This is a genomic window from Amycolatopsis nivea, from assembly GCF_004522235.1.
Taxonomy (GTDB): domain Bacteria; phylum Actinomycetota; class Actinomycetes; order Mycobacteriales; family Pseudonocardiaceae; genus Amycolatopsis; species Amycolatopsis nivea.
On record NZ_SDLT01000019.1, the window covers coordinates 1 to 23,327 of the forward strand.

Genomic DNA, 23,327 nt, shown 5'->3' on the forward strand with positions numbered 1-23,327 from the left:
AGATTCCCGAAGACTTCCTCGCGGACCCGCACCGGAACCCCGAGGAACGAGTGCATCGGCGGATGGTTCGCCGGGAACCCCACCGACGCCGGATGCGCCGAAATCTCCGTCAGCCGCAACGGCTTCGCGTCGTCGATCACCAGCCCCAGCAGTCCGTGCCCCTCCGGAAGATGCCCGATCCGCTGCCGGGTCTCCGCGTCGATGCCGAGGTACACGAACTCGGCCAGCGTGCCGTCGTCGCCCAGCACGCCCAGCGCGCCGTAATGGGCCTCGCCGAGTTCCACCGCGGCCTGCACGATCCGGCGCAGCGTCGCGTCCAGCTCCAGTCCCGACGCGACCGCCAGCACCGCCTCGAGCAGGCCGTCCATTTTGTCCCGGGTGCCGATCAACAGCTCGATCCGCTCCTGCAGATCGCGCAACGTCTCCCGCAACCGCAGCTGCGACAAGGTTCCCGACAGCTTCCGGGGCGTTTCCGGCATCAGACCTGCTTTCGGCGCTCGGCGTCCTCAGACAGATGACTTTCGCCCCTGTGCGCCCCCGTCCGGCGGACGCATGCTGAAGCGACTACGCACGACACAGTGTCCCGCGTTTCGCGGTCCCGGGGAGAAGGATGACCCTTCAGGTGGCGCCGTCCGGCCTGCTCAGCGCCGAACAGGTGGCGTCGGTGCTGCTCAGCGCCATCCTCGCGCCGTCGACGCACAACACCCAGCCCTGGCTGTTCAGCGTCCGCCCGACCGGCATCGAGGTGCACGCCGACCCCGACCGCGCCCTGTCCGTCGCCGACCCCGACCGGCGCGAGCTGCTGCTTTCCTGCGGAGCCGCGCTGTTCAACCTGCGCGCCGCGATCCACGCGACCGGAGTCCAGCCCGCCACCAGCTACTTCCCCCGGCGCGGCAATCCCGACCTGCTCGCCCTCGTGCGCCCGAGGGCCGTCGCCGCGACCGACCGGAAGCTCGATTCCCTGGCCGAAGCCATCCCGTTCCGGCACACGAACCGCACGCCGTTCACCGCCAAACCCGTTCCGGCCGGAGCGCTGGGCACCCTGCGGCACGCGGCCGAGGTCGAGCACGCCTGGCTGCCGCGGCTCGACGAGGACCAGCTCGCCGGGCTCAAGGAGCTGATCCGCGAAAGCCACCGGCTCCAGACCGAGGACCCGGCGTTCCGGTCCGAATGGCAGCGCTGGACCGGACGCGGGCGCGACCGGCGCGACGGCGTGCCGTTCGCCGCCGGAGGGGCCGTCACCGCGGACGACACCTGGGTCCTGCGCGATTACGGCGGCGGTTCGCGCGCACCGGGCGCCGCGCCGCTGGTCGTCGTGGTCGGGACGTTCGCCGACCTGGCGATCGACCGGCTCCGCGCCGGGCAAGCCATGCAACGCGTCCTGCTCACCGCCACCGCGCTCGGGATCGACGCCTCGTTCATCTCCCAGCCGGTCGAAGTGCCCGCGATCCGCGCCCGCCTCCGCGACCTGCTCGGCGGCGGGCTCTGGCCGCAGATCGTGCTCCGCCTCGGTTACGGCGCGCCCGTCCCGCGAACCCCGCGCCGGGCGCTGGAAGACGTCCTCGTCACTCCCTCCCGGCTCAACGTCTAACCGCCCGGCCGATGCGGGCGGCCCCGCAACTCCGTCGCCAGCACCGCCGCCTGCGTGCGCCGCTCCATCCCGAGCTTCGTCAGCAATCGAGACACGTAGTTCTTCACCGTTTTCTCCGCCAGGAACATCCGCTCGGAGATCTGCCGGTTCGTCAGCCCCTCCCCGATCAGCGCGAGCAGTGTGCGTTCCTGTTCGGACAGTCGCGACAGCGGCCCCCGCTGTTTTTCCGCGCTGTCGCGCAGTTTCGCCATCAGCGCGGCCGCCGCATGCGCGTCCAGCAGCGACTTGCCCGCTCCGACGTCCCGGACCGCCGAGATCAGGTCGAGGCCCTTGATGTCCTTGATGACGTACCCGGCGGCACCGGCCAGCACGGCGTCGAGCATCGCCTGCTCGTCGGTGTAGGACGTGAGCATCAGGCATTTGAGGTCCGGCGAGGTCGACCGCAGCTCGCGGGCCAGTTCGATGCCGTTGCCGTCGGGCAGCCGCACGTCGAGCACCGCGACGTCCGGCCGCAGCGCCGGGATCCGGGCCAGGGCCTGCGCGACGTCGCCCGCCTGGCCGACCACGGCGATCTCCGGGTCCTCCTCCAGCAGGTCGGCGACCCCGCGCCGGACCACCTCGTGATCGTCCACCAGGAAAACCCGCAGCATCGGTCCTTCTCCCACATCGGGTCCGTTCGTGCGTCGAGAGTACGGCGCGCCGGCGCGCTCCGGCGGTACCGAAAGTCCTCAATCACCGGCAGGCGGCCGCGTTTTCACCGGCACGGACCAGCTCAGCCGCGAGCCGCCCGCCACGGTCAGGGTCCCGCCGCGACGGCTCGCCCGCTCCGCCAGCGCGGCCAGGCCAGGCGCGGCGGACACCGCGACGTCGCCCGCGCCCTCGTACCGGACGGTCACCGTCGTCCGCGCCGGCTCCGCCTGGATCTCGACCTCCACCGCTTCGGCCGAGGTGTGCTGGGCGATCAGCCGCAGCGCGTCGGACAGCAGCGGCACCACGACGTCCGCGTGCACCGCGTCGAGCTTCCCGGTCAGCTGCGTGGACACCGCCAGCCCCCCATTCCTCGCGGGCCCGCGCCAGCACCCGCAGCACCTGGTCGCGGACCGGTTCCGGTGCGGGCGGCAGGACGTCGTCGAGGCGGAACACGGTCTGCTGCACGTGGTTGATCACGTCGTCCAGGTCGGCGATCGTCTCGCGCAGCCGGGTCGCGACCACCGCCGATTTGGCGAGCCCGGCCGTGGTCTGCAGCGACAGCGCGGTGGCGTAGAGCCGGTTCAGGATCTCGCTGTGCAGCCGCGCGGCGATCCGGTCGCGTTCGTCGTGCAGCGCGGCGTCCTCGCGTTCGGCCCGCGCCCGCGCCAGTTCGAGAGCCACCGCCGCCTGGTCAGCGAACCAAGCCGCGATCTCCAGGTCGTCGGAGGTGAACGCCGGGCGGCCGGCCAGCCGGGAGACGGTCAGCACCCCGGCCACCGTCCCGTTCCCGGCGAGCGGCACCAGCATCACCGAATCGAGATTCAAGCTCAGCACGGACGGCGCCGAGAGCTGGGACAGCTCGTCCGGCCACGACGCGATCCTCGGCTCGCCGCGGGCGAACACCGTGCCGGCCACAGTGGACTCGGTGAGCAGCTCCCGTCCGGCCAGCTGCTCCGCTCCCGCCCCGACCGCGCGTTCGACGAAGAGGTAGCCCTCCCGTTCCGCCGGACGGGTCACCGAAACCAGGTCCGCGGACGCGAGCGCCCGCGCGTAATCCACGACGCGGCCCAGCGGATCGCCGAGATCCGCCGACAGCAACTCCCTGGTCACGGCGGCGGACGCGCGCAGCCATTCCTGCTGGTTGCGCGCGGTCTCGTACAGCCGCGCGTTCTCGATCGCACTGCCCGCCGCCGCGGCGAGCGCGAGCGCCAGCTGCTCGTCCTCCTCGGTGAACCGGCCCTGTTCGGAGTCGGCGAGGTAGAGGTCGCCGAAAACCTCGCCGCGCACCCGGACCGGGACGCCGAGGAAGCTCGTCATCGGCGGATGCCCCTCGGGGAACCCGGTCGACCGGGGATCGTCCTGCAGCCGGTCCAGCCGCACCGGGCGCGAGTCCTCGACCACCACGCCGAGCAGGCCCTTGCCCTCGGGCAGCCGGCCGATCCGCGCGACCGACTCGGGATCCATCCCGGTGTGCACGAACTCGGTCAGCTGCCCGTCCGGCCCGATCACGCCCAGCGCCGCGTACCGCGCCCCGACCAGTTCGCACGCGGACTCCACGAGGCGGCGCAGCAGCGCGGGCAGCGCGAGGCTGCCGGTGATGGACTGGGTCGCGCGCAGCAGCCCGCGCAGCCTGCCCTGCGTGCTGATGACCTCCTGGGCGCGTTCCACCAGCTCGCCGAGAAGCTGGTCCAGCTCCATCCTCGGCTGATCGGGGAACGTCAGCCGCTCGTGTTCGGGTGTGTCCCGCTGGTTCACCGCGGCTCCTGCCCGTCCGGCCCCCGCGTCCCGTCCGCGGCGCCACTGGGAATTCAGTCTCGCGGCTCGTGCGACGGGCCGTCAAGCACGCGAAAAAGGGCGCCGCCGCGATTTTCGGCGTTGCCCGGGAAAACGGGCGTTCCGGACGGTCTCGTTGCGAGGGAATCGCAACGGAAAAGCGATACTCGCGGGGTTGGTCCGCTCGTTGCCTTTCCCTTGGCTGTCCGGCGGAATCGGGTGCCGCGCCGCTAGGCCGAGCGGCGCGGGCGGGCTGGCGCGAAGATCAGCGGAATGGTTCTTCCGGCGGAATTCCTGATCATCGGACACGGGATTTCCGGGTGCTCCGGACGGGCTTTCCGGTTTGTTGTCCTTTCGCCAGATATTCGCGGGAACGGTCAGCGCCGTGCTTCCGGGCACGAGGAGTGGTGGAGCAGTGCCTGGCTGGTCGACCCGAGCAGCATCCCGGCGAACCCGCTCCGGCCACGCAGCGGCGCCCGCTCCGACTCGTCGAGCAGCACCTGCCGCGGCCGGTCGCGGACCAGCTTCCGGCCGTGCTTCTCCTGCCAGCCGTCGAGCAGCCGTTTCCCGACCGGCTGGCGGCGGGCTCCCCATTCCGGCACCGGGCGCGCGGTGCGTTCGATCGCGTCGCACCCGGCTTCGGCTCAGGCGTGCACCGCGGCCAGCGGAATCTGCCCGGCGCTGTTCCGGCGGCCGGGCCTACCCCGCGGATGCTCTGGCCGGGATGGGCATCGGCCGGACCGGTGTACAACCGTCCATAGAGGACTCGTCAGCGGGCGACCGCGACCGGGCAGGCGGCGTGGGCGAGCAGCCAATACCCCGTCGAACCGAGCAGACCGCCCGCCAGTGGGCCGCTCGCTCGGGCTCCGGCGACGATCAGCTGTGCCCCGGCGGAAATCCCGGACAGGGCCCGCGCCGCTGAGCGCACCCGGACGACATGCATGCGGACCGGCACGACGGGGTGTTTGCGAGACCACGCGGCCACCTGTTCCCGCAACCCGCCTTCCCGGCCGTCGTGCCATGCGTGGACCGCTTCGATTCCGGTGCCGCGCGAAACCGCGGCGTCGAAGGCGAAAGCGAGTGCGCGCTCACCGCCGTCGGAGTCGTCGAGGCCGACCACCACCGGTCCGTCCGCCGCCGCGCTGCCCCGGATGACCACCACCGGACAGCGCGCGGACGCGGCTGCCCGCAGGGCCACCGACCCGATCGCTCCTCCGCGCGCCCCGCCGAGCCCGTGCGCGCCCAGCGCGAGCAGTCCGGCTTCGTCGGACAGCGCGGCCAGCAATTCGGCGGCCGTTCCCAGCCGGACGCACATGCGCACCGGGACCGCGGGGGCGGCCTGGCGAGCGGTTTCCGCCGCCTGCCGCAACAACCGGCGCGCGGGTTCCATCAGCAGTTCGGCGTCGCCGGGCGGTTTGCCGTGCGGCAGCAGGTCCGGGTCGTCGCACAGTTCGGCGTGGAACGCGACCAGCCCGGTGCCGCGCCGCCCGGCCTCGACCGCCGCCCAGCGGACCGCCGCGAGCGCCGCCGTCGAGCCGTCGGCGCCGACGACCACCGGTCGCCTCACCGTCGTGGCTCCCGGTTCTCCTTCTCCCGTGTTCGCGGGCAGATCGCGGCACCGTGCTTGCCGCGTCCGGTGGGCGACCGGCGGGCAGCCCCTGGCAACGGGGCCCTCCGCTCCTCCATCACATGCCTCCTCCGTCCGGTTCCTCGCCGCCGACGCTAGGCCGCCGCGCCCCGGCGCCACTGCGGGCGGACGTCCGCGACGCAGGAGACTTTGGTCCCGGTGCGAAAGGCGCTGCGGCCCTCCGCGCGGGTTCGGCACGCTGGCCGCGACTGCGCCGATCAGGCGACCTCGCAGCGAAAGTGCCTGCCTCGAACGGGAACTCTCCGCGCGAGACCCGATCAGCAAAGGCCGGAACGGAAGTGCGCGCGGCACAGCGGGATTGCCGGACTGTTCCGCCTTCTCCGGCAGCAGGCAAGGCAGAGCGGCACCGGAGCGAAATTGCGCCGTTCCCCGGGAAACGTTCCGCCTTCCGGACGTCTCCGACAGCCGGGCTATTCCACCGGACGGCCGGATTTCGCGCTCCGCCAATCAGCCGCCACCGTTTCGCGGAGGATGCGCTGCGCGGTCATCCGGGTCGCCTGCAGCGACGAATGCGCTTCCCGCGAATTGAACACCCGGCGCGGGGCCGCCACGCTCAGCGCGGCCACTGCCGTCCCGGTCACGTTGAACACCGGTACCGCCGCGGCGAGCAGCGCGCCGGGGACGCGCGGGTTGAACGACACCTCGCGCTGCCTGATCTCGCGCAGTTCCGCGCTCAGCCACGCCGGGAGACCGCCGCCGTTCTCGTCCTCGCCGCGGTAGCCGGCGAAGACCGCGAACCGCGCGGCGAGACCCGGGTCGAACGCCATCAGGACGCGTCCCGCCGCGCTTCCGGCGAGCTGCGAATCGTTTTCGATGCGCTCGGCCAGCGAGCAATACCCGCTGCTGTAGATCAAATGCACGAAATCGACGACATTTCCGCTGGCCACGCCGAGCCCGACCAGGTAGCCGGTGCGCCAGTGGATGTCGATCAGGGACGGGAGAATGCCTCGGCGCAGCCGTTGCAGTTCCTGTGTCGAACCGGGTCTGGCGAGGCGGCACACGGCTTCCCCGTGCCGGTAATGGTATCCCGCCCGCACGACCATTCCGTATCCCTGCATCTCGGCGAGAAGCCGGTGCACCGTGCTTTTCGGCAGCCGCGTCGACCGCGAAATCTCGCTCAGCGTTTCGATCCCTCCCGAATCCCGGATCGCGCCCAGGATCGAAAGCGCCCGGGGAATCGGCCTGCGCGGCACCACGCTCGGGCAAGCCCACCGCCCGTTGTCGTCGCTCATAGTCACGACCGAAACCTCCACCGAATCCGCGAAAATCTCTCTCGTGCCCGCGCGGAGTTCCTACCCGCGTGCGCCAGGCGAGGCCGCGCGACCGCCGCCCCGCGCGGTCCTCGCGCCTCCGCCGTTCCCGGGCGGCGCCGCGCCTCGCCGCCGCCCGATTCGTTCGCCACCCACGTCTTTCCCGAGACAGTCCTGCTCTCGCGCCTTCATGCTTGCCCAGTGCCGCGTCCGGCACAACCGGTCGCACCCGTTCACTGAAAGAGATCGCCCCAGTGGCGCAGCGCGCTGGCCCGCCCGCCTCGTCGTGCGACAAGTCCGTCCCCGGAACCGGTCGCGGCCGGTCACGCTGCGTCGCCGTCCCGGGTTTCCGCGCCGTCGTGGTCGCACGCCGTGACAATTGCTTCCCACCGCTTTTCGTCCGTCGGAGAACCAGGGCGAAAGACCGCGCGGAAATCCCGGCGAACAATCGGCCAGGGCCGAGAATATTCCCGGCAGTCCCGCGTTTCCGCCGGAGCGCGTCGGCGGACTCCGGGCAGCGCCGCCGTCGCCCGCGACCCGGGAGCCCGCGGTCGGCGGGCGGCGCCAGTTCCGGAGCGACGATCGACCGGACCGGCCACGACGGCGAGGGTGGCGCCGTCCGTGCCGGTCGCGGGAGAACCGGCCGATCCCGTTTCGGGCGACCGCCGCTCCTCCGCCGGACGACAATACCAGCACTCAGTAGCCAGTGAGCGACTAAACGTGGACGCAGAGCAATGTTCCAGACCGCGGAACAGGGTCTTGACGCACCGTCGGGTTTCCGTTCCGGACCGGGAAGTGCGTTTCCCTCACGCAGCCGTCGCCCGGGCGGTCAGCCGCGCGCACACCCGCAGGATCGTCCGCCGGTCAACAACATGCCACGACCGCCCGGCAGCAAGCCGCCGAAGCTCCGCGTCCGGCTCAAAAGCCAGCGCCTTGCCCACGCACGAAAAGACTTCGGCGTCCGAGGCCGAATTCCCGATCGCCAGGGAGTTCTCCGCGTCGAATCCGGTCGCTTCGGCGAGACAGCGCACGAAGGCGAGTTTGCCGCCGGCCGCACCGGGAGCGGACAGCAGGCGTCCGGTGAACCGGCCGTCGGCTACCTCCACGACGGCACCGTGTCCGCCGGACAAGCCTAGGTCGAAAGCCGCCTCCTGGACCGGGAAATCGTGGTTGCCCGACAACAAATGGATCCGGCAGCCGCTCGCCCGCAGCAGGGAAAGCAGTTCCGGGACAAAGGAAAACAGCATGCCCCGGCGCGCCCGCCAGGTTTTCTCCGCCGCGAACCGGGCCTGTGCGACCGACGCGCCTTTCAACGCGAGCGCGTACAGCCGGTAGATCTCGTCCAGGAGCCCCGGCGGCGCTTTCTCCGCGGCCGCGTACTGCGCGATGGCTTCCAGGCAGGACAAGCCCGCTTGCCGGTCGCAGGCGCCGTCGTCGAGGAGGGCCCGCAGGTAATGCCGCGAAGTGTGCCCGGGCAGCAGGGTCCCGTCCAAGTCCAGAATGGCGTATTTCGCCGCGGGGTTCCTGCCGCACCGATTCTTCGCAGCCACGAAAACAGTCCTTCCGCGCGCGCGTTCACCGATTGTCCGGGCTGACGGTACAACGGCGCGCGTCCGGGCAGCGCAGCTTGTTCCACGGCCCGGGACACCCCGGCCCGCGACGAGCGTCAGCTGATCAACCGGCGGGCGATCCCGGCGCGGGTGGTCAGGTCGAGTTTGTTCAGCACCCGCGCCACATGTGCGTCCACGGTGCGCGGGCTCAAGAACAGCTCGGCCGCGATTTCCTTCGTCGTCAACCCGCGCACCACCATTTCCGCCACTTGCCGTTCCCGCCGCGAAAGCGCCCGACCGCCCGGCGGCGACTCCAGTTTTCGCCGTCCGGCCAATCGTCGCTGCACTTTTGTCGTCTCACGCAGCAACGCGCTCGCCCCCGCGCTCTGGAACACTTCCCGCGCCTCGCCGATCCGCTGAGTCGCGGCGTCGAAGTTTCCCTGTCGTCCCAGCACTTCCGCGACCAACAGCACTGCCCGACCGCGATGCAGCACCATCGCCGCCCGGCCGAACGCGACGGCCGCCGCGGAAGCGTCCGTCAACGCAGCAGCGAGCTCGTTCTCGGCCGCTGCCACCGTCGCTCGTGCCAGCAACGCGAGGCCGAGGTCGCTCTTCAATCCAGTGGCCGCAGCCCGTTCCATTGCCTCAGCCGCTCGTCGGCGCGCCTCCGCAGCCGTTCCCTCCGCGAGGGCAACTCGGCAGTCCTGCGCCAATCTGGCTACCAGCAACGGATTCGCTGTCCGCTCCGCCGGCTGCTCGACCGCGCCGTGGAACATGCCGAGGTCGAGACCCGCTTCGGCGAGGATGTGCTCCACCGTCCGCCGCCACCACGCGACAGTCGGCCGCGGCATTTTCTCCACCGTGCGCCATTGTTGCTCGGCCGCAGACCGGTCTCCGGTAGCGAGCACCACCCGCAGCTGGATCGCGGCGGCTATCGGCACGACGTCGTCATGGCCGAAGCTGGTCGCCGCGGTTTCCGCTTCGGCAGCGGCTTCCGCCGCCTCGGCAAGCCGCCCCAGTTTCCACAGCACGTAACCGCGCACCGAGTACAGGAACGGCAGGCCCTGCCTCAGCCCAGGCGTGCTGAGCTGCAGCGCCCGGTCCAGCAGGGCGATCGCGCGCCGGTCGTCGTCGAGGAAGCACGAGGCCCAGCACAGCGCGGGCACGGTGTAGAGGACCGAACGCAGTTCGCTGTCGTCGAGCAGGTCGAACCCGTCGGCGGCGGTCTGCTGGGCGTGCCTGGCCTCGGCGGTCCGCCCGGCGCAGGCCAGCCCGATGGCAGCGAGCGCCGCGATCGCGGCCTGCACCGCGGGCCCCGCGCTCGGATCCGCCGCCGTCCGACGGAGCCGCTGCTGCGCGCCGACAGCGTCGCCGTCCAGCAATTCCAGATGTGCCAGTTCAAGGTGGGCCCGCGCGTCAGCCTGGCCCGACGCGGCGATCGCGGCCTCGGCGATCGAGCGCGCGCGGCGAGTGCGGCCGAGGGCGTGCTCGCACCGGGACAGCAACGCCAGCACCGGGGCCGACTCCGGCAACGCCACCAGCAACGCACGGGCCGCGGCCGGTTGCCCGGACGCCAGCAGCGCTTCGGCGCGCAGGACGGACAGGCGGCAGTGCTCGTGCCCGCCGCGCATCCGTTCCGGCAGGTTCGCCACCGCCGCGCCGAGCCAGCGGGCGCACGCCGCGGGATCGGTGCCGAGCACCTCCTCCCCCGCCGACGCCAGTTCGCCGACCGCCACCAGATCGTGGCGGTACAAGGACTTCTCGAGGTGATACGCGCGCAAGGTGAGCGGCGCGTCGAGTTCGCGCAGGTAGGCCGCCGCCCGGTGGTGCGCGCCCGCCGCCCAGCCGCGTCCGGCGAGCCGCGCGGCGGCGGCGCGGACCAGCGGGTGCCGGAACCGCAGCCCCGCGGCTCCGCCCGCCAGCACGCCCCGGCACAGCAGCCGTTCGATCGCGTGGCCGACCTCGGCCCGGGGCAGCACAGTCATCGCCTGGACCAGATCCGCGTCGAGGGTCGCGCCGCCGCACGCCGCGGCTTGGACGACCAGCCGTTCCGCCTCCGGCAGCGCCGACACCTCGGCGAACAGCACCCGTTCCGCCGGCAGCATCGGCCGGTCTTCGGCGGCCGGGCTGTCGTCGTGGCCCGGCCACTCGTGCGGCGGCAAATCGGCCAGCAGCAACAGGTACAGCGGGATGCGCTCGGCCGCCGCGGCGATCCGCGCCCGTTCGACGTCGTCGTGCCCCGGCAAGAGGCGGGCGACCTCGGCGTCGGTGAACGCGGGCAGCGTCACGTACCGGGCGGGGACGCGCTCGGAATGCAGCAGCCGGGTCAGCGTGGGCTGCCGCTGGCCGTCGCGGACCGACAGCACGAGCCGCCGGTCGTTCCCCGGTCTCGCGACCAGCGACATCAACAGCCGCAGCGAAGCTTCGTCGGCCCATTGCGCGTCGTCCACCACCACCAGCGATTCCGGGCCGAGCGCGTGCGCCAGGCGGCGGGAGAACTCCGGCGCGCCCCCGGGCACCGCGCACACCGGATCCGGCGCCCGCCGGGCGACTTCGGCCAGCAGCCGGGTTTTCCCGATCCCCGGCCGTCCTTCCACCACGGTCACCGCGGCCGCGCGGTCCAGGCACGCGGCCAGTTCCGCCGCCCGGCCGACAAACTCCTTCTCGACCATGCTTCTCCCCCTTCGCCCGACCAGCGAATTGCGGTAATTCTACGGATGCTGGCACCCGATATCTTGCGGTTTATTTGAGCCCGGAACAAACCCCGGTAAATCTGCCGGGCAAGCGGGAACAGGTTAGTGCCCGCACCCCGGCCCGGGCTATCGGCCAACAGGGAGAACCTCGGCCGCGCGCCCGGCCGGCGACGAATCTCGCAGGAGGATCGGTGAGCAGCAGCGGACCTGGGCGTTTACCGCGACCGGGACGAAGGCCGGGCGGTCGATCGGACCGCCCCGGCGAAACGTTACCGAAATGGTCCGAACACTTTCCGCAGCCGACCGGACACGCGTTGCCCGCGATTACTCCGGAGTTCTTCCGGATCACCACTGGTGAGCACTCCCGGGGAAGTGCGGGCAATGCTGCTCCGATCGGCCGAATTGCGCGTCCGGCCGCGAATAACCGCTCAACGGAAAAGCGCTCCGAACGGCGACGGCACAATTGCCCTCACGCGGATCGGCGGCGGCCGGAATGAACGCCAAACGGGTTCTGGTGGCCGGGGCCGGGCTGGCCGGTTCGCTCGCCGCGATCCACTTCGCGCAGCTCGGGCACCAGGTGGAGATCCACGAGCGCAGGCCGGATCCGCGCGCGGCGGGCGCGGGCGCGGGCCGGTCGATCAACCTCGGCCTTTCCCAGCGCGGAATCCGGGCGCTGGACCAGGTCGGGCTGCTCGGCCCGGTGCTGGCCGCGGCCGCCCCGATGCGCGGGCGGGTGATCCACCAGCGCGACGGCGAGCTGGATTTCCAGCCCTACGGCAGCCACGAGGACCAGATCCTGCGCTCGGTGCTGCGCGACGACCTCAACCGCATCCTGCTCGCGAAAGCCTTGGAGTACCCGAACGTCCGCGCGCGCTTCGGAGTCACCCTCACCGATCTCGACCGCGGATCGGCGACCGCGGAACCCGTCTGCACTTTCGCCGGCGACAGTGGTCCATACCACGCCTCCGCGGACCTCGTCGTCGGCGCGGACGGCGCGTTCTCCGCCGTGCGCACCCGGCTGCTGCGCGGCCTGCCCGCCGACTTCCGGCAGCGCGTCCTGCCCTGGGGCTACAAGGAGTTCGCGATCGCCGCGGGCCCATCCGGCGCGATGCGCAGCAGTCCGGACGCCCTGCACGTCTGGCCGGGCGACGACGGGCTGATCGTCGCCCACCCCAATGTCAACGGTTCACTCACCGCGACCGTGTTCCTCCCGCTGTCCGGCGAGCAGAGCTTCGCCACGCTCACCACCGAGAAATCGGTGCGGGCGCTGTTCGACACCCGCTTCCCCGACGTGCGACGGCTGGTGCCCGACATCGTCGAGCAGTTCCTCTCGCATCCGACCGGACATCTGGTGACCGTCCGGAGTTCGCCGTGGCAGCACGAGGGCCGCGTGGTGCTGATCGGCGACGCCGCCCACGCCGTGTACCCCTTCTACGGCCAGGGCATGAACTCGGCGCTCGAGGACTGCGCGGTGCTGCGCGAATGCCTCGCCGACGACGACTGGGCCGAAGCCCTGCGCACCTTCGAACGACGCCGCAAACCGCACACCGACGTCCTCGCGGACCTTTCCGAGGAGAACTTCGACGAGCTGCGCTCCCGGGTCGCCTCGCCGCTGTTCCTGGCCCGCAAGAAGGCGGATCTGGTGCTCAGCCGCGCCTTCCCGAAACGCTGGATGCCGCTCTACACCATGGTTTCGCACACCACGATCCCGTACGCCGACGCCTTGCGCCGTGCCCGGCGCCAGCACGCCGCGCTGGCCTGGGGCACCGGTGCCGCGGCGCTCGCCCTCGCCTTGACCGGCGGCGCCCTCGCCCGCGGACGGGGCGCCGGACCGCACTCGCCTGGAGACCGAAGCTGATGCTCATCCATCCGACCGATCCCGGCCGCGTCCTGGTGGAGCGGCACGACCTCGACCCGCTCGCGCTGCCCGAACGCCTGCTGCGGTACGAGATCCACCTGCGGGCGATCTTCGACTGGGGCCGCGGCTACCTGTCCGGCCCGCATCCCGACCTCGGCCGCGCCGGCAACGTCTGCCCGTTCGCGCAGCCGTCGCTCGAGCGCGGCCGGTTCTACCTCGCCGTCGAACCGGGCGTCCCGGCGGCGGGCCCGCGGCTCACCGAAACCCTGCACCGCTACCGGGACTGGTTCCTCGAACTCGCGCCGCGCGGGCACCCGAGCGCGCAGCTGACCACGATCCTGCTGCTGTTCCCGGACGCGCCGCCGGACGACCGCTCCGGTGTGGTCGACACCGTGCAGCACGCGCTGAAGTCGGAGTACGTCGCCGAGGGCCTGATGATCGGCGAGTTCCACAACGGCCCGCCGGACAAGGGCGGGCTGTGGAATCCCGCGTTCCGCCCGCTGCGCAGCCCAGTGCCGATGCTGGTGGTGCGGCACATGGTGCCGACCGACTACCCGTTCCTGCGCGCCGATCCGGACCAGGCGCGCGCGTACCTGCGGCTGTTCGGCGACCAGGTGCCGGTCCAGCTGCGGGAACTGGTGGAGCACGACCGGCTGTCCCGCGAACTGGACGAAACCGAGGCCGACCAGGCCGGAATCGGGGCGCCGTGAACGTCTTCCCGTGCTCGCCCGGCCAGGAACGGCTGTGGTTCCTCGACCGGCTCGACCCCGGCTCGCCGGTCTACCACGTGCCCACCGTGCTGCGGCTTTCCGGACCGCTCGACGTCGAGGCCCTGCGCCGCGCTTTCGCCGCGATCGCGGAGCGGCACGCCGCGCTGCGGACGGTTTTCCGGGAGAACGACGGTGTTCCGGAGCAGGTCGTCACCGAGAACGGCTTCTCGTTCGAGGTTCGCGCGGTCGGCGAGGACTCGCTCGAAAAGGCGGCCTCGGCGGAGATCCGCACCCCGTTCGACCTGACCGCCGGGCCGCTCGCCCGGGTCCTGCTCCTGCGCCAGGCCGAGGACCAGCACGTTCTGGTCGTCACCCTGCACCACGCGATCGCCGACGGCTGGTCAGTCTCCCTGCTGCTCGACGAGCTGGCGGAGAGCTACCGCGCCGAACTTTCTGGCGCGGAGCCGGACCTGCCGCCGCTGCCGATGCAGTACGCGGATTTCGTGCGATGGCAACGAGAACACCTCGACGGTCCGGAAGGCGTCGAGCTGCTGCAGGAGTGGGCGGACCGACTCCGCGGCGCGCCGGAGCTGATCACCCTGCCGACCGACCGTCCCCGGCCCGCCACCGCGACCTACGCGGGCGGCATCCACGAGTTCCAGTTCCCGCCCGCGCTCACCGAGGCCATCCGCACGCTCGCGGATACCGCTGGTGCAACGGTTTTCATGACCGTGCTGGCCGCTTACCACGCGCTTCTCGCCCGGTACAGCGGCCAGGACGACGTCGTGGTCGGCACCGTCGTCGGGCAACGCTCGCAGGTCGACTGCGAACGGCTGATCGGCTTCTTCGTCAACACCGTCCCGGTCCGGATCTCGACCGCCGACGACCCGACTTTCGCCGAGCTGCTCCTCGACGTTTGCGACGCGTTGGTCGACGCGCTCGGCGGCGCCGAAATCCCGTTCGAGCGCGTGGTCGAGGCCGTCCGTCCGGAACGCAGCCTCGGGCATTCGCCGATCTACCAGGTCGGCTTCAACGGGCACGGCGACGGCGCGTTGCCGCAGCTGACCGGGCTGACCGTCACCGACTTCGCCGGTCCGCACACCGGCACCGCGAAGCTCGACCTGATGCTCGGCGTCCGCGACGAAGGCCACTGCCTGCACGGATACCTCGAATACCGCACCGACCTGTTCGGCAAAGCCACCATCGCCCGCTTCGCCGAGCACCTGTGCACCTTCCTCACCTCCGTCACCGTCGACCCCGCGCAGCAGATCGGCGCGGTCTCCCTGCTGGACAACGCACAACGCCGCGCGGCCCTCGACAGCGGCATCACGCGTCCGCTGCCCGCAGCGACCGCGCTGGACCTGATCGCGCCGCACGTCCGGGATCGCGGTTCAGCGGTGGCGATCGCCGGTTCGCTGACCTACCGCGAACTGGACGTCCGGGCGAACCGGCTCGCGCACACCCTGCGCCGCCGCGGCGTCGGCCCGGACGTCCCGGTGGGGCTCTGCGTCCGCCGCTCCGCCGAGATGGTGGTCGCACTGCTGGCGGTCTGGAAGGCCGGCGGCGCGTACGTCCCGCTCGATCCGGAATGGCCGCTGGAACGGCACGCTTACGTCGTCGAGGAGGCCGGCGTCCGGATCGCCGTCGTCGACCGCGAAAATGCGGGACGGCTGCCCCGCTTCGAGACCGTGCTGGACGTCGACCTGGACTATGCCGAGCCGGACACCGCGCCGGACGTGGTGCACAACCCGGCCGACCTGGCGTACCTCATCTACACCTCCGGCTCGACCGGACGGCCCAAGGGCGTCGCCGTGCCGCACCGCGGCGTGGTCAACCTGCTCACCGGCTTCGCCGACCGGCTCGGCGTGACCGAGGACGACGTCTGGGCGTCGGTCACCACGCTGGCGTTCGACATGTCGGTGCGGGAACTGCTGATCCCGCTGATCCGCGGCGGCACAGTCGCGGTGATCAGCACCGAAGACTCCGCCGAACCGGTCGCGCTGGCACGGCGGCTGGCGGACTGCGGCGCGACGATCCTCCAGGCCACGCCGACGCGCTGGCGGATGCTGCTCGCGTCCGGCGGCGTGCCCGCGAACGTGCGCGAACGGCTGTGCGGCGGGGAGGCGCTCGACCGGGAACTCGTCGACGCGCTGTCCGACGGCCGGGTCTGGAACCTGTACGGCCCCACGGAAGTCACGATGATCGTCGCGGCGGGCACGGTGACCAGCGCCAGCCCGGTCGTGCCGTTGGGCCCGCCGCTGCCGAACACCCGGCTGCACGTGCTGGACGGCGGGCTGAACCCGGTCCCGCCAGGCGTCGCGGGAGAGATTTTCGTCGGCGGCGCGGGGATCAGCCGCGGTTACCGCAGCCGTCCCGGCCTGACCGCGGAACGGTTCGTCCCGGACCCGTTCGCCGCCGACGGAAGCCGCCTCTACGCCACCGGCGACCTCGCGCGGCGGCGCGCCGACGGAACGCTGGAGTTCCTCGGCCGCACCGACCACCAGGTGAAAATCCGCGGCCTGCGCATCGAACTCGGCGAGATCGAAGCCCGGCTGCGCGCCGATCCGAAGGTCTCCGACGCCGTCGTGCTGGCCCGCCCGGCAGGCCCGGACGACGTGCGGCTGGTCGCCTACGTCGTGTCCGAGGACGCCGAATGGGCACCGCTGCGCGAACGGCTCTCCGGGCAACTGCCCGCGTACCTGGTGCCGCAGACCGCCGTGTTCCTCCCCGCGCTGCCGCTGACCAAGAACGGCAAAACCGACCGCACCGCGCTGCCGGAACCCGTCTGGGAATCCCGCGAAACGGACCGGGTCGCACCGCGCGACGCCGTCGAACGGGAACTGGCCAGGCTGTGGCGGGAGGTGCTCGCCGTCGAGGACCTCGGGGTGCACGACGATTTCTTCCACCTCGGCGGCCATTCGCTGCTCGCCGCGCGGCTGCTGGCGAAGGTGCGCGAGCACTTCCAGTCCAGCGTCGGCCTGCGGACGCTGTTCGCCGCTCGCACGATCGCCGCCTTCGCCGCGGCGCTGCGGGCCGTCGAGTCCGGACCCGGGGTCACCGACGAGATCGCGCTCCTGCGGGAACGGATCGCCGCACTGCCCGACGACGAGGTTCTCGCCCTCCTCCACGCCGATTCCCCTCCAGGAGCGCATCGATGACGCACGACGAGCGAGAGCGGCTGTTCCAGCTGCTGGCCGCGCGCGACGGCCTCGGCGCCGCGACCGGCTCGATCCCCCGCCGGACCGGCGACGCCCCGGTTCCGCTGCTGCCCGCGCAACGGCAGCTGTGGTTCCTCGACCGGCTCGGCGCGAGCGACGGCGTGTACACGATCTCCCAGTCCTGGCGGCTCACCGGCGCGCTCGACGTCGAGGCGCTGCGCCGGGCACTGGCCGCCGTCGTCGACCGGCACGAGGCGCTGCGAGCCGGGTTCGCCGAAGCCGACGGCGAGCCGGTGCAGATCCCGGCGCTGCCCGGAACCGCACCAGAACTGTCCTATGTGGACCTCCGCGGGGCGCCGGACGACGCGGATCAGGTGCTCGCCGCCGAACGAGCCCGGCCTTTCGACCTGACCAGCCCACCGCTGGTGCGCGGCCTGCTGGTCGCTCTCGCCGACGACGTGCACCTGTTCGTGCTGACGCTGCACCACATCGTCGCCGATGCCGCGTCCGTCGGGATCCTGCTGCGCGAACTGTCCGCGCTCTATCCGGCGAACGCTCCGGCCCTGCCCACGCCGCCCGTGCGGTACGGCGACTACGCGGCCTGGCAGGCGACCAAACCGCTGGACGCGGGCGAGCAGTACTGGCGCGAACAACTCCACGACGCCCCGGCGCTGCTGGAACTGCCGACCGACCGTCCGCGTCCGCCCGCCGAATCCTTCCGCGGCAACGGTCATTCCTTCCGCCTGTCCACCGACCTCACCGCCTTCTGCCACCGGCACGGCGTCACCGTCAACACCGTCCTGCTGACCGCGTACGTGCTGCTGCTCGCCCGGCACGCCGGTCAGGACGACGTGGTGGTCGGCATGCCGATGCGCGACGAGACGGTGCCGGGGATCGAACAGTGCGTCGGGATGTTCGCCAACACCGTCGCCGTCCGGACCCGGCTGGCCGGCGATCCGACCGTCGCCGAGGTGCTCGCGCAGGTGCAGGACGCCTGCGTCGGCGCGCTGGAGCACCAGAGCTATCCGTGGGAACGGGTTGCGCGAGACCTGCGGCCGGCCCGCGATCTCAGCCACAACCCGGTGTTCCAGGTGATGTTCGTGCTCAACTCGGCCGGGGCCGGGCTCGACCTGCCCGGCATCCGCGCGGACTGGCTCGACCTCCCGGTGACCACCGCGCGCTTCGACCTGACCCTCGCGCTCGCGACCACTCCCGACGGCATCGAAGGACGACTCGACTACGCGACCGACCTGTTCGACGCCGCCACCGTCGCCCGGTTCGCCGACCAGTACGAACACCTGCTGCAGGCCATGCTCGCCGCCCCGGACGCGCCAGTGTCCACAGTGGACGCCCTGCCCGCCGCGGACCGGATCCGGCTGCGCAACGGCGGTCATCCGGCCCCGCCGGTGGTCTCCGACGGAACCCTGGTCACCACGCGCATCACCCGGCAAGCCGCGCTGACCCCGGACGCCATCGCGGTCGAGGACGACGAGAGCCTCACCTACGCCGAACTGGTTTCCCGTGCCCGCCGCATCGCCGCGGCCTTGCACGCTTCCGGCGTCCGGCGCGGAGACGTCGTCGCGCTCGGCCTGTCCACGGGCGCGATCACCGGCCTGCTCGGCGTCCTCCTGGCCGGTGCCGCGTACCTGCCGCTCGACCCCGGACATCCGCCCGCACGGCTGGCCGAACTCCTGGCCGACGCCGCTCCGGCCGCCCTGCTCACCGACCACGACCTCGCGTTCGCCGGCCCGGTGCTGCACCCCGACCGGCTGCCCGGAGGTGCCGCGCCGGAACTCTCGCTGGGACCGGACGACCTCGCCTACGTCATCTACACCTCCGGCTCGACCGGAGCCGCGAAACCGGTCGCGGTATGCCATGGCGCGCTCGCCGAACTGGCCGAATCCTTCCGGAAGCTGCACGGATTCGGGCCCGGCGAACGGGTGCTGATGATCCCGCCGCTGACCTTCGACGCCGCCGCGGGCGACATCTTCCCCGCGCTGGTCTCCGGCGCGGCAGTCCTGCCCTGGCGCGACCCGGCGTCGCTCACCGGCCCCGGCCTCGTCCGGCTCTGCCGCGAGCGCGAGATCACCATGGTCGACGCCGCGTCCGCGCTGTGGCAGAAGTGGGTGGCCGAGCTGGCCGCGGAAAACACCGTGTTCGACTGTCCACTGCGGACGATGATGGTCGGCGGGGAAGCCGTCCCGACGACCGTGGTGCAGACGTGGGCAGCGCTCACCGACGGCCGCGTCGAACTGCACAATCACTACGGCCCCACCGAAGCAACCGTTTGCGCGACCAGCTACCTCACCTTCGACGCCGGCGAACTCGACGGCCGGGTGCAGCTGCCGATCGGCGATCCGCTTCCCCACGTCCGCGCCTACGTTGTCGACGACCGGCTGCGTCCGGTGCTGCCCGGTGTCCCCGGCGAACTCTGCATCGGCGGCGACGCTCCCGCCCGCGGCTACCGGGACCGGCCCGGCGCGACTGCGGAGAAGTTCGTTCCGGACCCGTTCTCCCCAGTGCCCGGCGCACGCATGTACCGCACCGGCGACCTAGCCCGCCTCGACGGCGAAGGACGGCTGGAATTCCTCGGGCGCGTGGACCGGCAGCTGAAAGTCCGCGGCCACCGCATCGAACCGGCCGAGGTCGAAGCGGCCTGCCGACGCCACCCCGGCGTCCAAGATGTCCTGGTCACCGCCCGCGCGGACCGGCTGGTCGCCTACCTCGTAGGAGACGTCGATCCGCTGGCCGTCCGCTCCACGCTCCGCGCCGCGCTTCCCGGCTACCTGGTCCCGGACGCCTTCGCGGTGCTTCCGGCGTTGCCGCTCAACGCGCACGGCAAGGTCGACCACCGCGCACTGCCCGAACCGACCGACGCCACGACGTCCGCGTTCACTGAACCCGAAGGCGAACTGGAGCAACGGCTCGCCGCGATCTGGGCCGCGGTGCTGGACGTCGAGCGCATCGGCCGCGACGACGACTTCTTCCTGCGCGGCGGGCATTCCCTGCTGGCCGGGACGCTGATGGCGAAGGTCCGCGCGGAACTGGACGTCGAGGTCCCGATGCGGACCCTCTTCGAAGCCAGCACCCTCGCCGCCTTCGCCGACGCCGTCCGCGCTCCCGGCTACCGCGAGGACGACCGCCTCGCCGAGGTGCTCGCGGACGCCGTGCTGCCCGCCGACATCGACGCGCGCCGCAGTCCCGCGCAGGCCGAGGCCGAGATCCAGCGCGCGATGGCCCCGCGGATCGCCCTGCTGACCGGAGCGTCCGGGTTCCTGGGCCCGCACCTGCTCTCGGATCTGCTGCGGCACAGCGACGTCGTGGTGCGCTGCCTGGTCCGGGCCGCCGACGCCGCCGAAGGCGCTGCCCGGATCGAGCAGGTCCTGCGGGACCACCTGCTGTGGGACGAGCGTTTCCGTCCCCGGATCATCGCTGTCCCGGGCGACCTCGGTGCCCCGCGGCTGGGTTTGTCCTCAGCGGACCTGGACGCAGTCGCTGCGGACCTCGACGTCATCTTCCATTGCGGCGGCGAAGCGAATTTCCTGCGCCCGTATGCGCAACTGCGGCCCGGCAACGTGCTCGGCACCATCGAATTGCTGCGGCTCGCTTGCCGCGGCGGCACCCCCGTGCACCTGGTGTCTTCGCTGGGCGTCTACCCGCTGGACCGCGACGCGGTGATCACCGAGGACATCCCGCCCGACGACCCCGCCGGACTGGACCGCGGTTACGAACAGAGCAAATGGGCCGCCGACCGGCTGGCCCGAGCCGCACGCGAACGCGGCCTGCCGGTGAGCGTCCACCGCCCGGCGCGAGTGACCGGGCACAGCCGGACCGGCATCGGCCCGCTCGGCGACCGGTTCGCGAACCTGCTGCGCTGCCTGGTACTGCTCGGCTCCGCGCCAGCGGAGGACTTCGACATCGAAGAGGACATGGCGCCGGTCGACCACGTCGCCGCCGCCATCGGCCACCTTTCGCGGCGGCGCACCGGATACGGCAGCGATTTCCACTTCCACAACCAGCGCACGATGCGGTTCGGCGAGGTCGTCGCGGGATTGCGCGAATTCGGCTACCCGATCGAGGCGATCCCGTTCGAGGACTGGCACACCGCGCTGGCGTCGGCCGCCGCGGAGACGGCGGACCCGGCGCTGAGCGCGATCACGGCGATGATCGAACGGACGTCGCCGCCCCGGCGGACGGTCTTCGACTGCTCGCACACCGAGGTCGTGGTCGCGGCGGGCGGGCTGGTGTGCCCGGCCGCGGATCGCGTTCTGCTGCAACGGTATCTGGCGCATTACGTCCGGATCGGGCACCTTCCCGCCACCCGAAAGGAGCACCGTTGACCACGATGGGAACGCGGGGATTCGTCCTCCTCTGGTCGGCCCAGCTGGTCTCGATCGTCGGCTCCGCGCTGACCGGGTTCGTGCTCGGCGTCTGGACCTACGAACGGTCAGGATCGGCCACGCAGTTCGCGATGATCATGCTGTCCGGTGCGATCCCGGCGCTGCTGGTCGCGCCGTTCGCGGGCGCGCTTGCCGACCGGTGGCACCGCCGCCGGATCCTCGTCGCCGCGGACTGCGTCGCGCTCGTTTCGGTCGGCGCGCTGGCGTTGCTGATCGACGCGGACCAGTTGCAGACCTGGCACGTGTACGTCGTGACCGCGCTGACCGCGATGTGCGGGACCTTGCAGCAGGTCACCTTCAGCGCGATGATCCCGCTGCTGGTGCCGAAACAGCACCTCAGCCGGGCGAACGGGCTGTCCCAGGTGGTGTTCAGCGCGCAGATCGCCGCACCGGTCGTCGCCGGGACGCTGCTGGCGCTCACCGGCTTGCGCGGGGTGGTGCTGATCGACCTCGTGACGTTCGCCGCGTCGCTGCTGGTCGTCGCGCTGGTCCCGCTGCCCGGGGCCGCCGTGCGCACCGCCGCCCCCGAGCCGGGCGGCCCGTCGATCTGGCGGCAGGTCCCGGCGGGATGGGAGGAACTGCGCCGCCGTCCCGGGCTGACCGGCCTGCTCGGCGTGCTGGCCGGGTTCTACTTCTGCTTCGGCATCGCCGGGACGCTCGTGCGGCCGCTGGTGCTGTCCTTCGCCAGCCCCGCCGGACTCGGTTTCCAGGTGTTCGCGGGCGGCTGCGGGCTGTTCGCCGGAAGCCTGGTGATGGGCGTCTGGGGCGGCCCGAAGAAGCGGATGCGCGGGATCGCCGCGTTCATGGCGTTCGGCGGGATCGCGCTGGCCGTCCACGCGCTGGCGCCGTCGCTGGCGCTGGTGATCGCGATCGGGCCGTTCTTCCTGTTCACCCTGCCGGTGATCACCGGCACCGCGCAGACCGTGCTGCAGAGCAAGGTCGACCCGGCGAACCTCGGCAAGGTCATGGCGACCTCGCGGGCGGTGTCGCAGGCCGCGAGCCCGGTCGCGTACCTCGTCGCCGGCCCGCTCGCCGACGACGTGTTCGAACCGCTCATGCGCCCCGACGGAGCACTGGCGGGCTCGGTCGGCCACCTGATCGGCACCGGCCCCGGCCGCGGCATGGCACTGATGTTCCTGCTCGCCGGACTGCTGCTGGTCGTGCTGGGCTGCCTGGCCGCACGCCCCTCGCTGCGGCGGGTCGAGGACCTGCCGGATCTGCTGGAAGAACCCGTCGCGGTGGCGGCGAGCCGAGAGGAAAGCGGAAAATGACCACCCTCGAACGAACCGTCCCGGTGCGCGTCCTCGCCGCCGACCCGTTCCTGCGCGCCGGCTTGGAAAGCGCGCTCTACGGCCGCGGCGAATTCACCGACACCGACGGCGGGGTCGCGGTGCTGGCAGTCGACGAGGTCGACGACGCGGCCGTCGAGGCGATCCGGACGGCCAAGGAACGCAACGCGACCGTCCTGGTGGTGACCGGCAAAGTCGACGCGCCCCGCGCGGCGCGCGCGATCGAAGCGGGTGCTTGCGGGGTGCTGCGGCGGGAACAGGCGTGCGAACAAACGCTGGTCTCCGCAGTACGCGCGGCGGCGACCGGCCACGGGACGATGCCGCCGGATTTGCTGAGCGACCTGTTCGATGCCCGGCAGGCGGTACCTGCCGCGCCGACTTTGGACGCGCGGGAACGCGATGTCTTGCGGATGGTGGCTGATGGGCATGAGACTGCCGAGATCGCTTCCGCGCTGGCCTATTCGGCACGCACGGTGACGACGATCGTGCACGACATCACCCACCGGCTGCGGCTGCGGAACCGGGCGCATGCGGTGGCGTTCGCGTTGCGGGAGGGGCTGATTTAGGGGTTGTGCCGGGGCGGCGCTGGTGCTTGGTGGCGGCTGGCCGCTTGATTTTCCGCTGTCCGCCGCCTGCTGTCCGCCGCGCGCTGGCCGGTCTGGGCAGCACGGCAGCACGGCAGCACGGCAGCACGGCAGCACGGCAGCACGGCAGCAC

At 71.9% G+C, this 23,327-nt stretch carries 15 protein-coding genes; 7 read left to right on the forward strand and 8 right to left on the reverse strand.

Going from position 1 to position 23,327, the window contains the following annotated elements:
* Positions 1–479 (reverse strand): GAF domain-containing protein (locus tag EIZ44_RS22340; RefSeq protein ID WP_134730974.1); only part of this gene is annotated, 479 nt, incomplete at its 3' end.
* A gap of 131 nt (positions 480–610) precedes the next feature.
* On the opposite strand from EIZ44_RS22340, the gene EIZ44_RS22345 reads away from it, so the two are divergent.
* A complete protein-coding gene (locus tag EIZ44_RS22345) occupies positions 611–1,591 on the forward strand; it encodes an Acg family FMN-binding oxidoreductase (RefSeq protein WP_134662279.1) in 981 nt (326 codons plus the stop codon).
* Here the strand turns inward: EIZ44_RS22345 and EIZ44_RS22350 are convergent.
* From EIZ44_RS22350 to EIZ44_RS22380, 7 genes are all read right to left on the reverse strand, one after another.
* On the reverse strand, positions 1,588–2,241 hold the full coding sequence (locus EIZ44_RS22350) for a response regulator (RefSeq protein ID WP_037813034.1): 654 nt from the start codon (positions 2,239–2,241) through the stop codon (positions 1,588–1,590). The genes EIZ44_RS22345 and EIZ44_RS22350 overlap by 4 nt on opposite strands.
* Positions 2,242–2,323: 82 nt before the next feature.
* Entirely contained in the window at positions 2,324–4,036 is a 1,713-nt protein-coding gene (locus tag EIZ44_RS22355; protein ID WP_134730976.1) for a GAF domain-containing protein, read from the reverse strand.
* A gap of 395 nt (positions 4,037–4,431) precedes the next feature.
* Positions 4,432–4,656, reverse strand: a complete 225-nt coding sequence (locus EIZ44_RS22360) for a universal stress protein (protein ID WP_439098614.1) — start codon at positions 4,654–4,656, stop codon at positions 4,432–4,434.
* Positions 4,657–4,823: 167 nt separating this feature from the next.
* Entirely contained in the window at positions 4,824–5,621 is a 798-nt protein-coding gene (locus EIZ44_RS22365) for a universal stress protein (protein WP_134730980.1), read from the reverse strand.
* Between the two features lie 491 nt (positions 5,622–6,112).
* Positions 6,113–6,934, reverse strand: a complete 822-nt coding sequence (locus tag EIZ44_RS22370) for an IclR family transcriptional regulator (protein ID WP_134730982.1) — start codon at positions 6,932–6,934, stop codon at positions 6,113–6,115.
* Positions 6,935–7,758: 824 nt separating this feature from the next.
* Positions 7,759–8,502, reverse strand: coding sequence for an HAD family hydrolase (locus EIZ44_RS22375; protein WP_167754241.1), 744 nt, complete (start codon positions 8,500–8,502; stop codon positions 7,759–7,761).
* 116 nt (positions 8,503–8,618) lie between these two features.
* Positions 8,619–11,174: a helix-turn-helix transcriptional regulator gene (locus EIZ44_RS22380; RefSeq protein ID WP_134730984.1), complete on the reverse strand. Its 2,556-nt coding sequence runs from the start codon at positions 11,172–11,174 to the stop codon at positions 8,619–8,621.
* Positions 11,175–11,688: 514 nt separating this feature from the next.
* Between EIZ44_RS22380 and EIZ44_RS22385 the strand changes: the two genes are divergently transcribed.
* The 6 genes from EIZ44_RS22385 to EIZ44_RS22410 are packed head-to-tail and all read left to right on the forward strand — an operon-like array spanning position 11,689 to position 23,176.
* Positions 11,689–13,053, forward strand: coding sequence for an FAD-dependent oxidoreductase (locus EIZ44_RS22385; protein WP_205669841.1), 1,365 nt, complete (start codon positions 11,689–11,691; stop codon positions 13,051–13,053).
* The gene (locus tag EIZ44_RS22390; protein WP_037813042.1) at positions 13,053–13,763 is read left to right on the forward strand and encodes a DUF6875 domain-containing protein; all 711 of its coding nucleotides are present in this window, start codon (positions 13,053–13,055) and stop codon (positions 13,761–13,763) included. Before EIZ44_RS22385 ends, EIZ44_RS22390 begins: the two co-directional genes overlap by 1 nt.
* Entirely contained in the window at positions 13,760–16,921 is a 3,162-nt protein-coding gene (locus EIZ44_RS22395) for a non-ribosomal peptide synthetase (RefSeq protein ID WP_134730986.1), read from the forward strand. The genes EIZ44_RS22390 and EIZ44_RS22395 overlap by 4 nt, the downstream gene beginning before the upstream one ends.
* Positions 16,918–21,261 (forward strand): non-ribosomal peptide synthetase, encoded by a 4,344-nt coding sequence (locus EIZ44_RS22400; protein WP_134730988.1) that lies wholly within the window; start codon positions 16,918–16,920, stop codon positions 21,259–21,261. The genes EIZ44_RS22395 and EIZ44_RS22400 overlap by 4 nt, the downstream gene beginning before the upstream one ends.
* A gap of 5 nt (positions 21,262–21,266) precedes the next feature.
* Complete coding sequence (locus EIZ44_RS22405) at positions 21,267–22,592, forward strand: MFS transporter (protein WP_037813046.1); 1,326 nt, start codon at positions 21,267–21,269, stop codon at positions 22,590–22,592.
* Positions 22,589–23,176: a response regulator transcription factor gene (locus EIZ44_RS22410; RefSeq protein WP_037813048.1), complete on the forward strand. Its 588-nt coding sequence runs from the start codon at positions 22,589–22,591 to the stop codon at positions 23,174–23,176. The genes EIZ44_RS22405 and EIZ44_RS22410 overlap by 4 nt, the downstream gene beginning before the upstream one ends.
* The last annotated feature ends 151 nt before the right edge of the window (positions 23,177–23,327 follow it).

Excerpts from the sequence above, each read along its gene's own strand:
- EIZ44_RS22400 (WP_134730988.1), top strand. The coding sequence starts at position 16,918 with ATGACGCACGACGAGCGAGAGCGGCTGTTCCAGCTGCTGGCCGCGCGC.
- EIZ44_RS22385 (WP_205669841.1), top strand. The coding sequence starts at position 11,689 with ATGAACGCCAAACGGGTTCTGGTGGCCGGGGCCGGGCTGGCCGGTTCG.
- EIZ44_RS22380 (WP_134730984.1), bottom strand. The coding sequence starts at position 11,174 with ATGGTCGAGAAGGAGTTTGTCGGCCGGGCGGCGGAACTGGCCGCGTGC.
- EIZ44_RS22370 (WP_134730982.1), bottom strand. The coding sequence starts at position 6,934 with ATGAGCGACGACAACGGGCGGTGGGCTTGCCCGAGCGTGGTGCCGCGC.
- EIZ44_RS22410 (WP_037813048.1), top strand. The coding sequence starts at position 22,589 with ATGACCACCCTCGAACGAACCGTCCCGGTGCGCGTCCTCGCCGCCGAC.
- EIZ44_RS22350 (WP_037813034.1), bottom strand. The coding sequence starts at position 2,241 with ATGCTGCGGGTTTTCCTGGTGGACGATCACGAGGTGGTCCGGCGCGGG.
- EIZ44_RS22390 (WP_037813042.1), top strand. The coding sequence starts at position 13,053 with ATGCTCATCCATCCGACCGATCCCGGCCGCGTCCTGGTGGAGCGGCAC.
- EIZ44_RS22345 (WP_134662279.1), top strand. The coding sequence starts at position 611 with ATGACCCTTCAGGTGGCGCCGTCCGGCCTGCTCAGCGCCGAACAGGTG.
- EIZ44_RS22405 (WP_037813046.1), top strand. The coding sequence starts at position 21,267 with ATGGGAACGCGGGGATTCGTCCTCCTCTGGTCGGCCCAGCTGGTCTCG.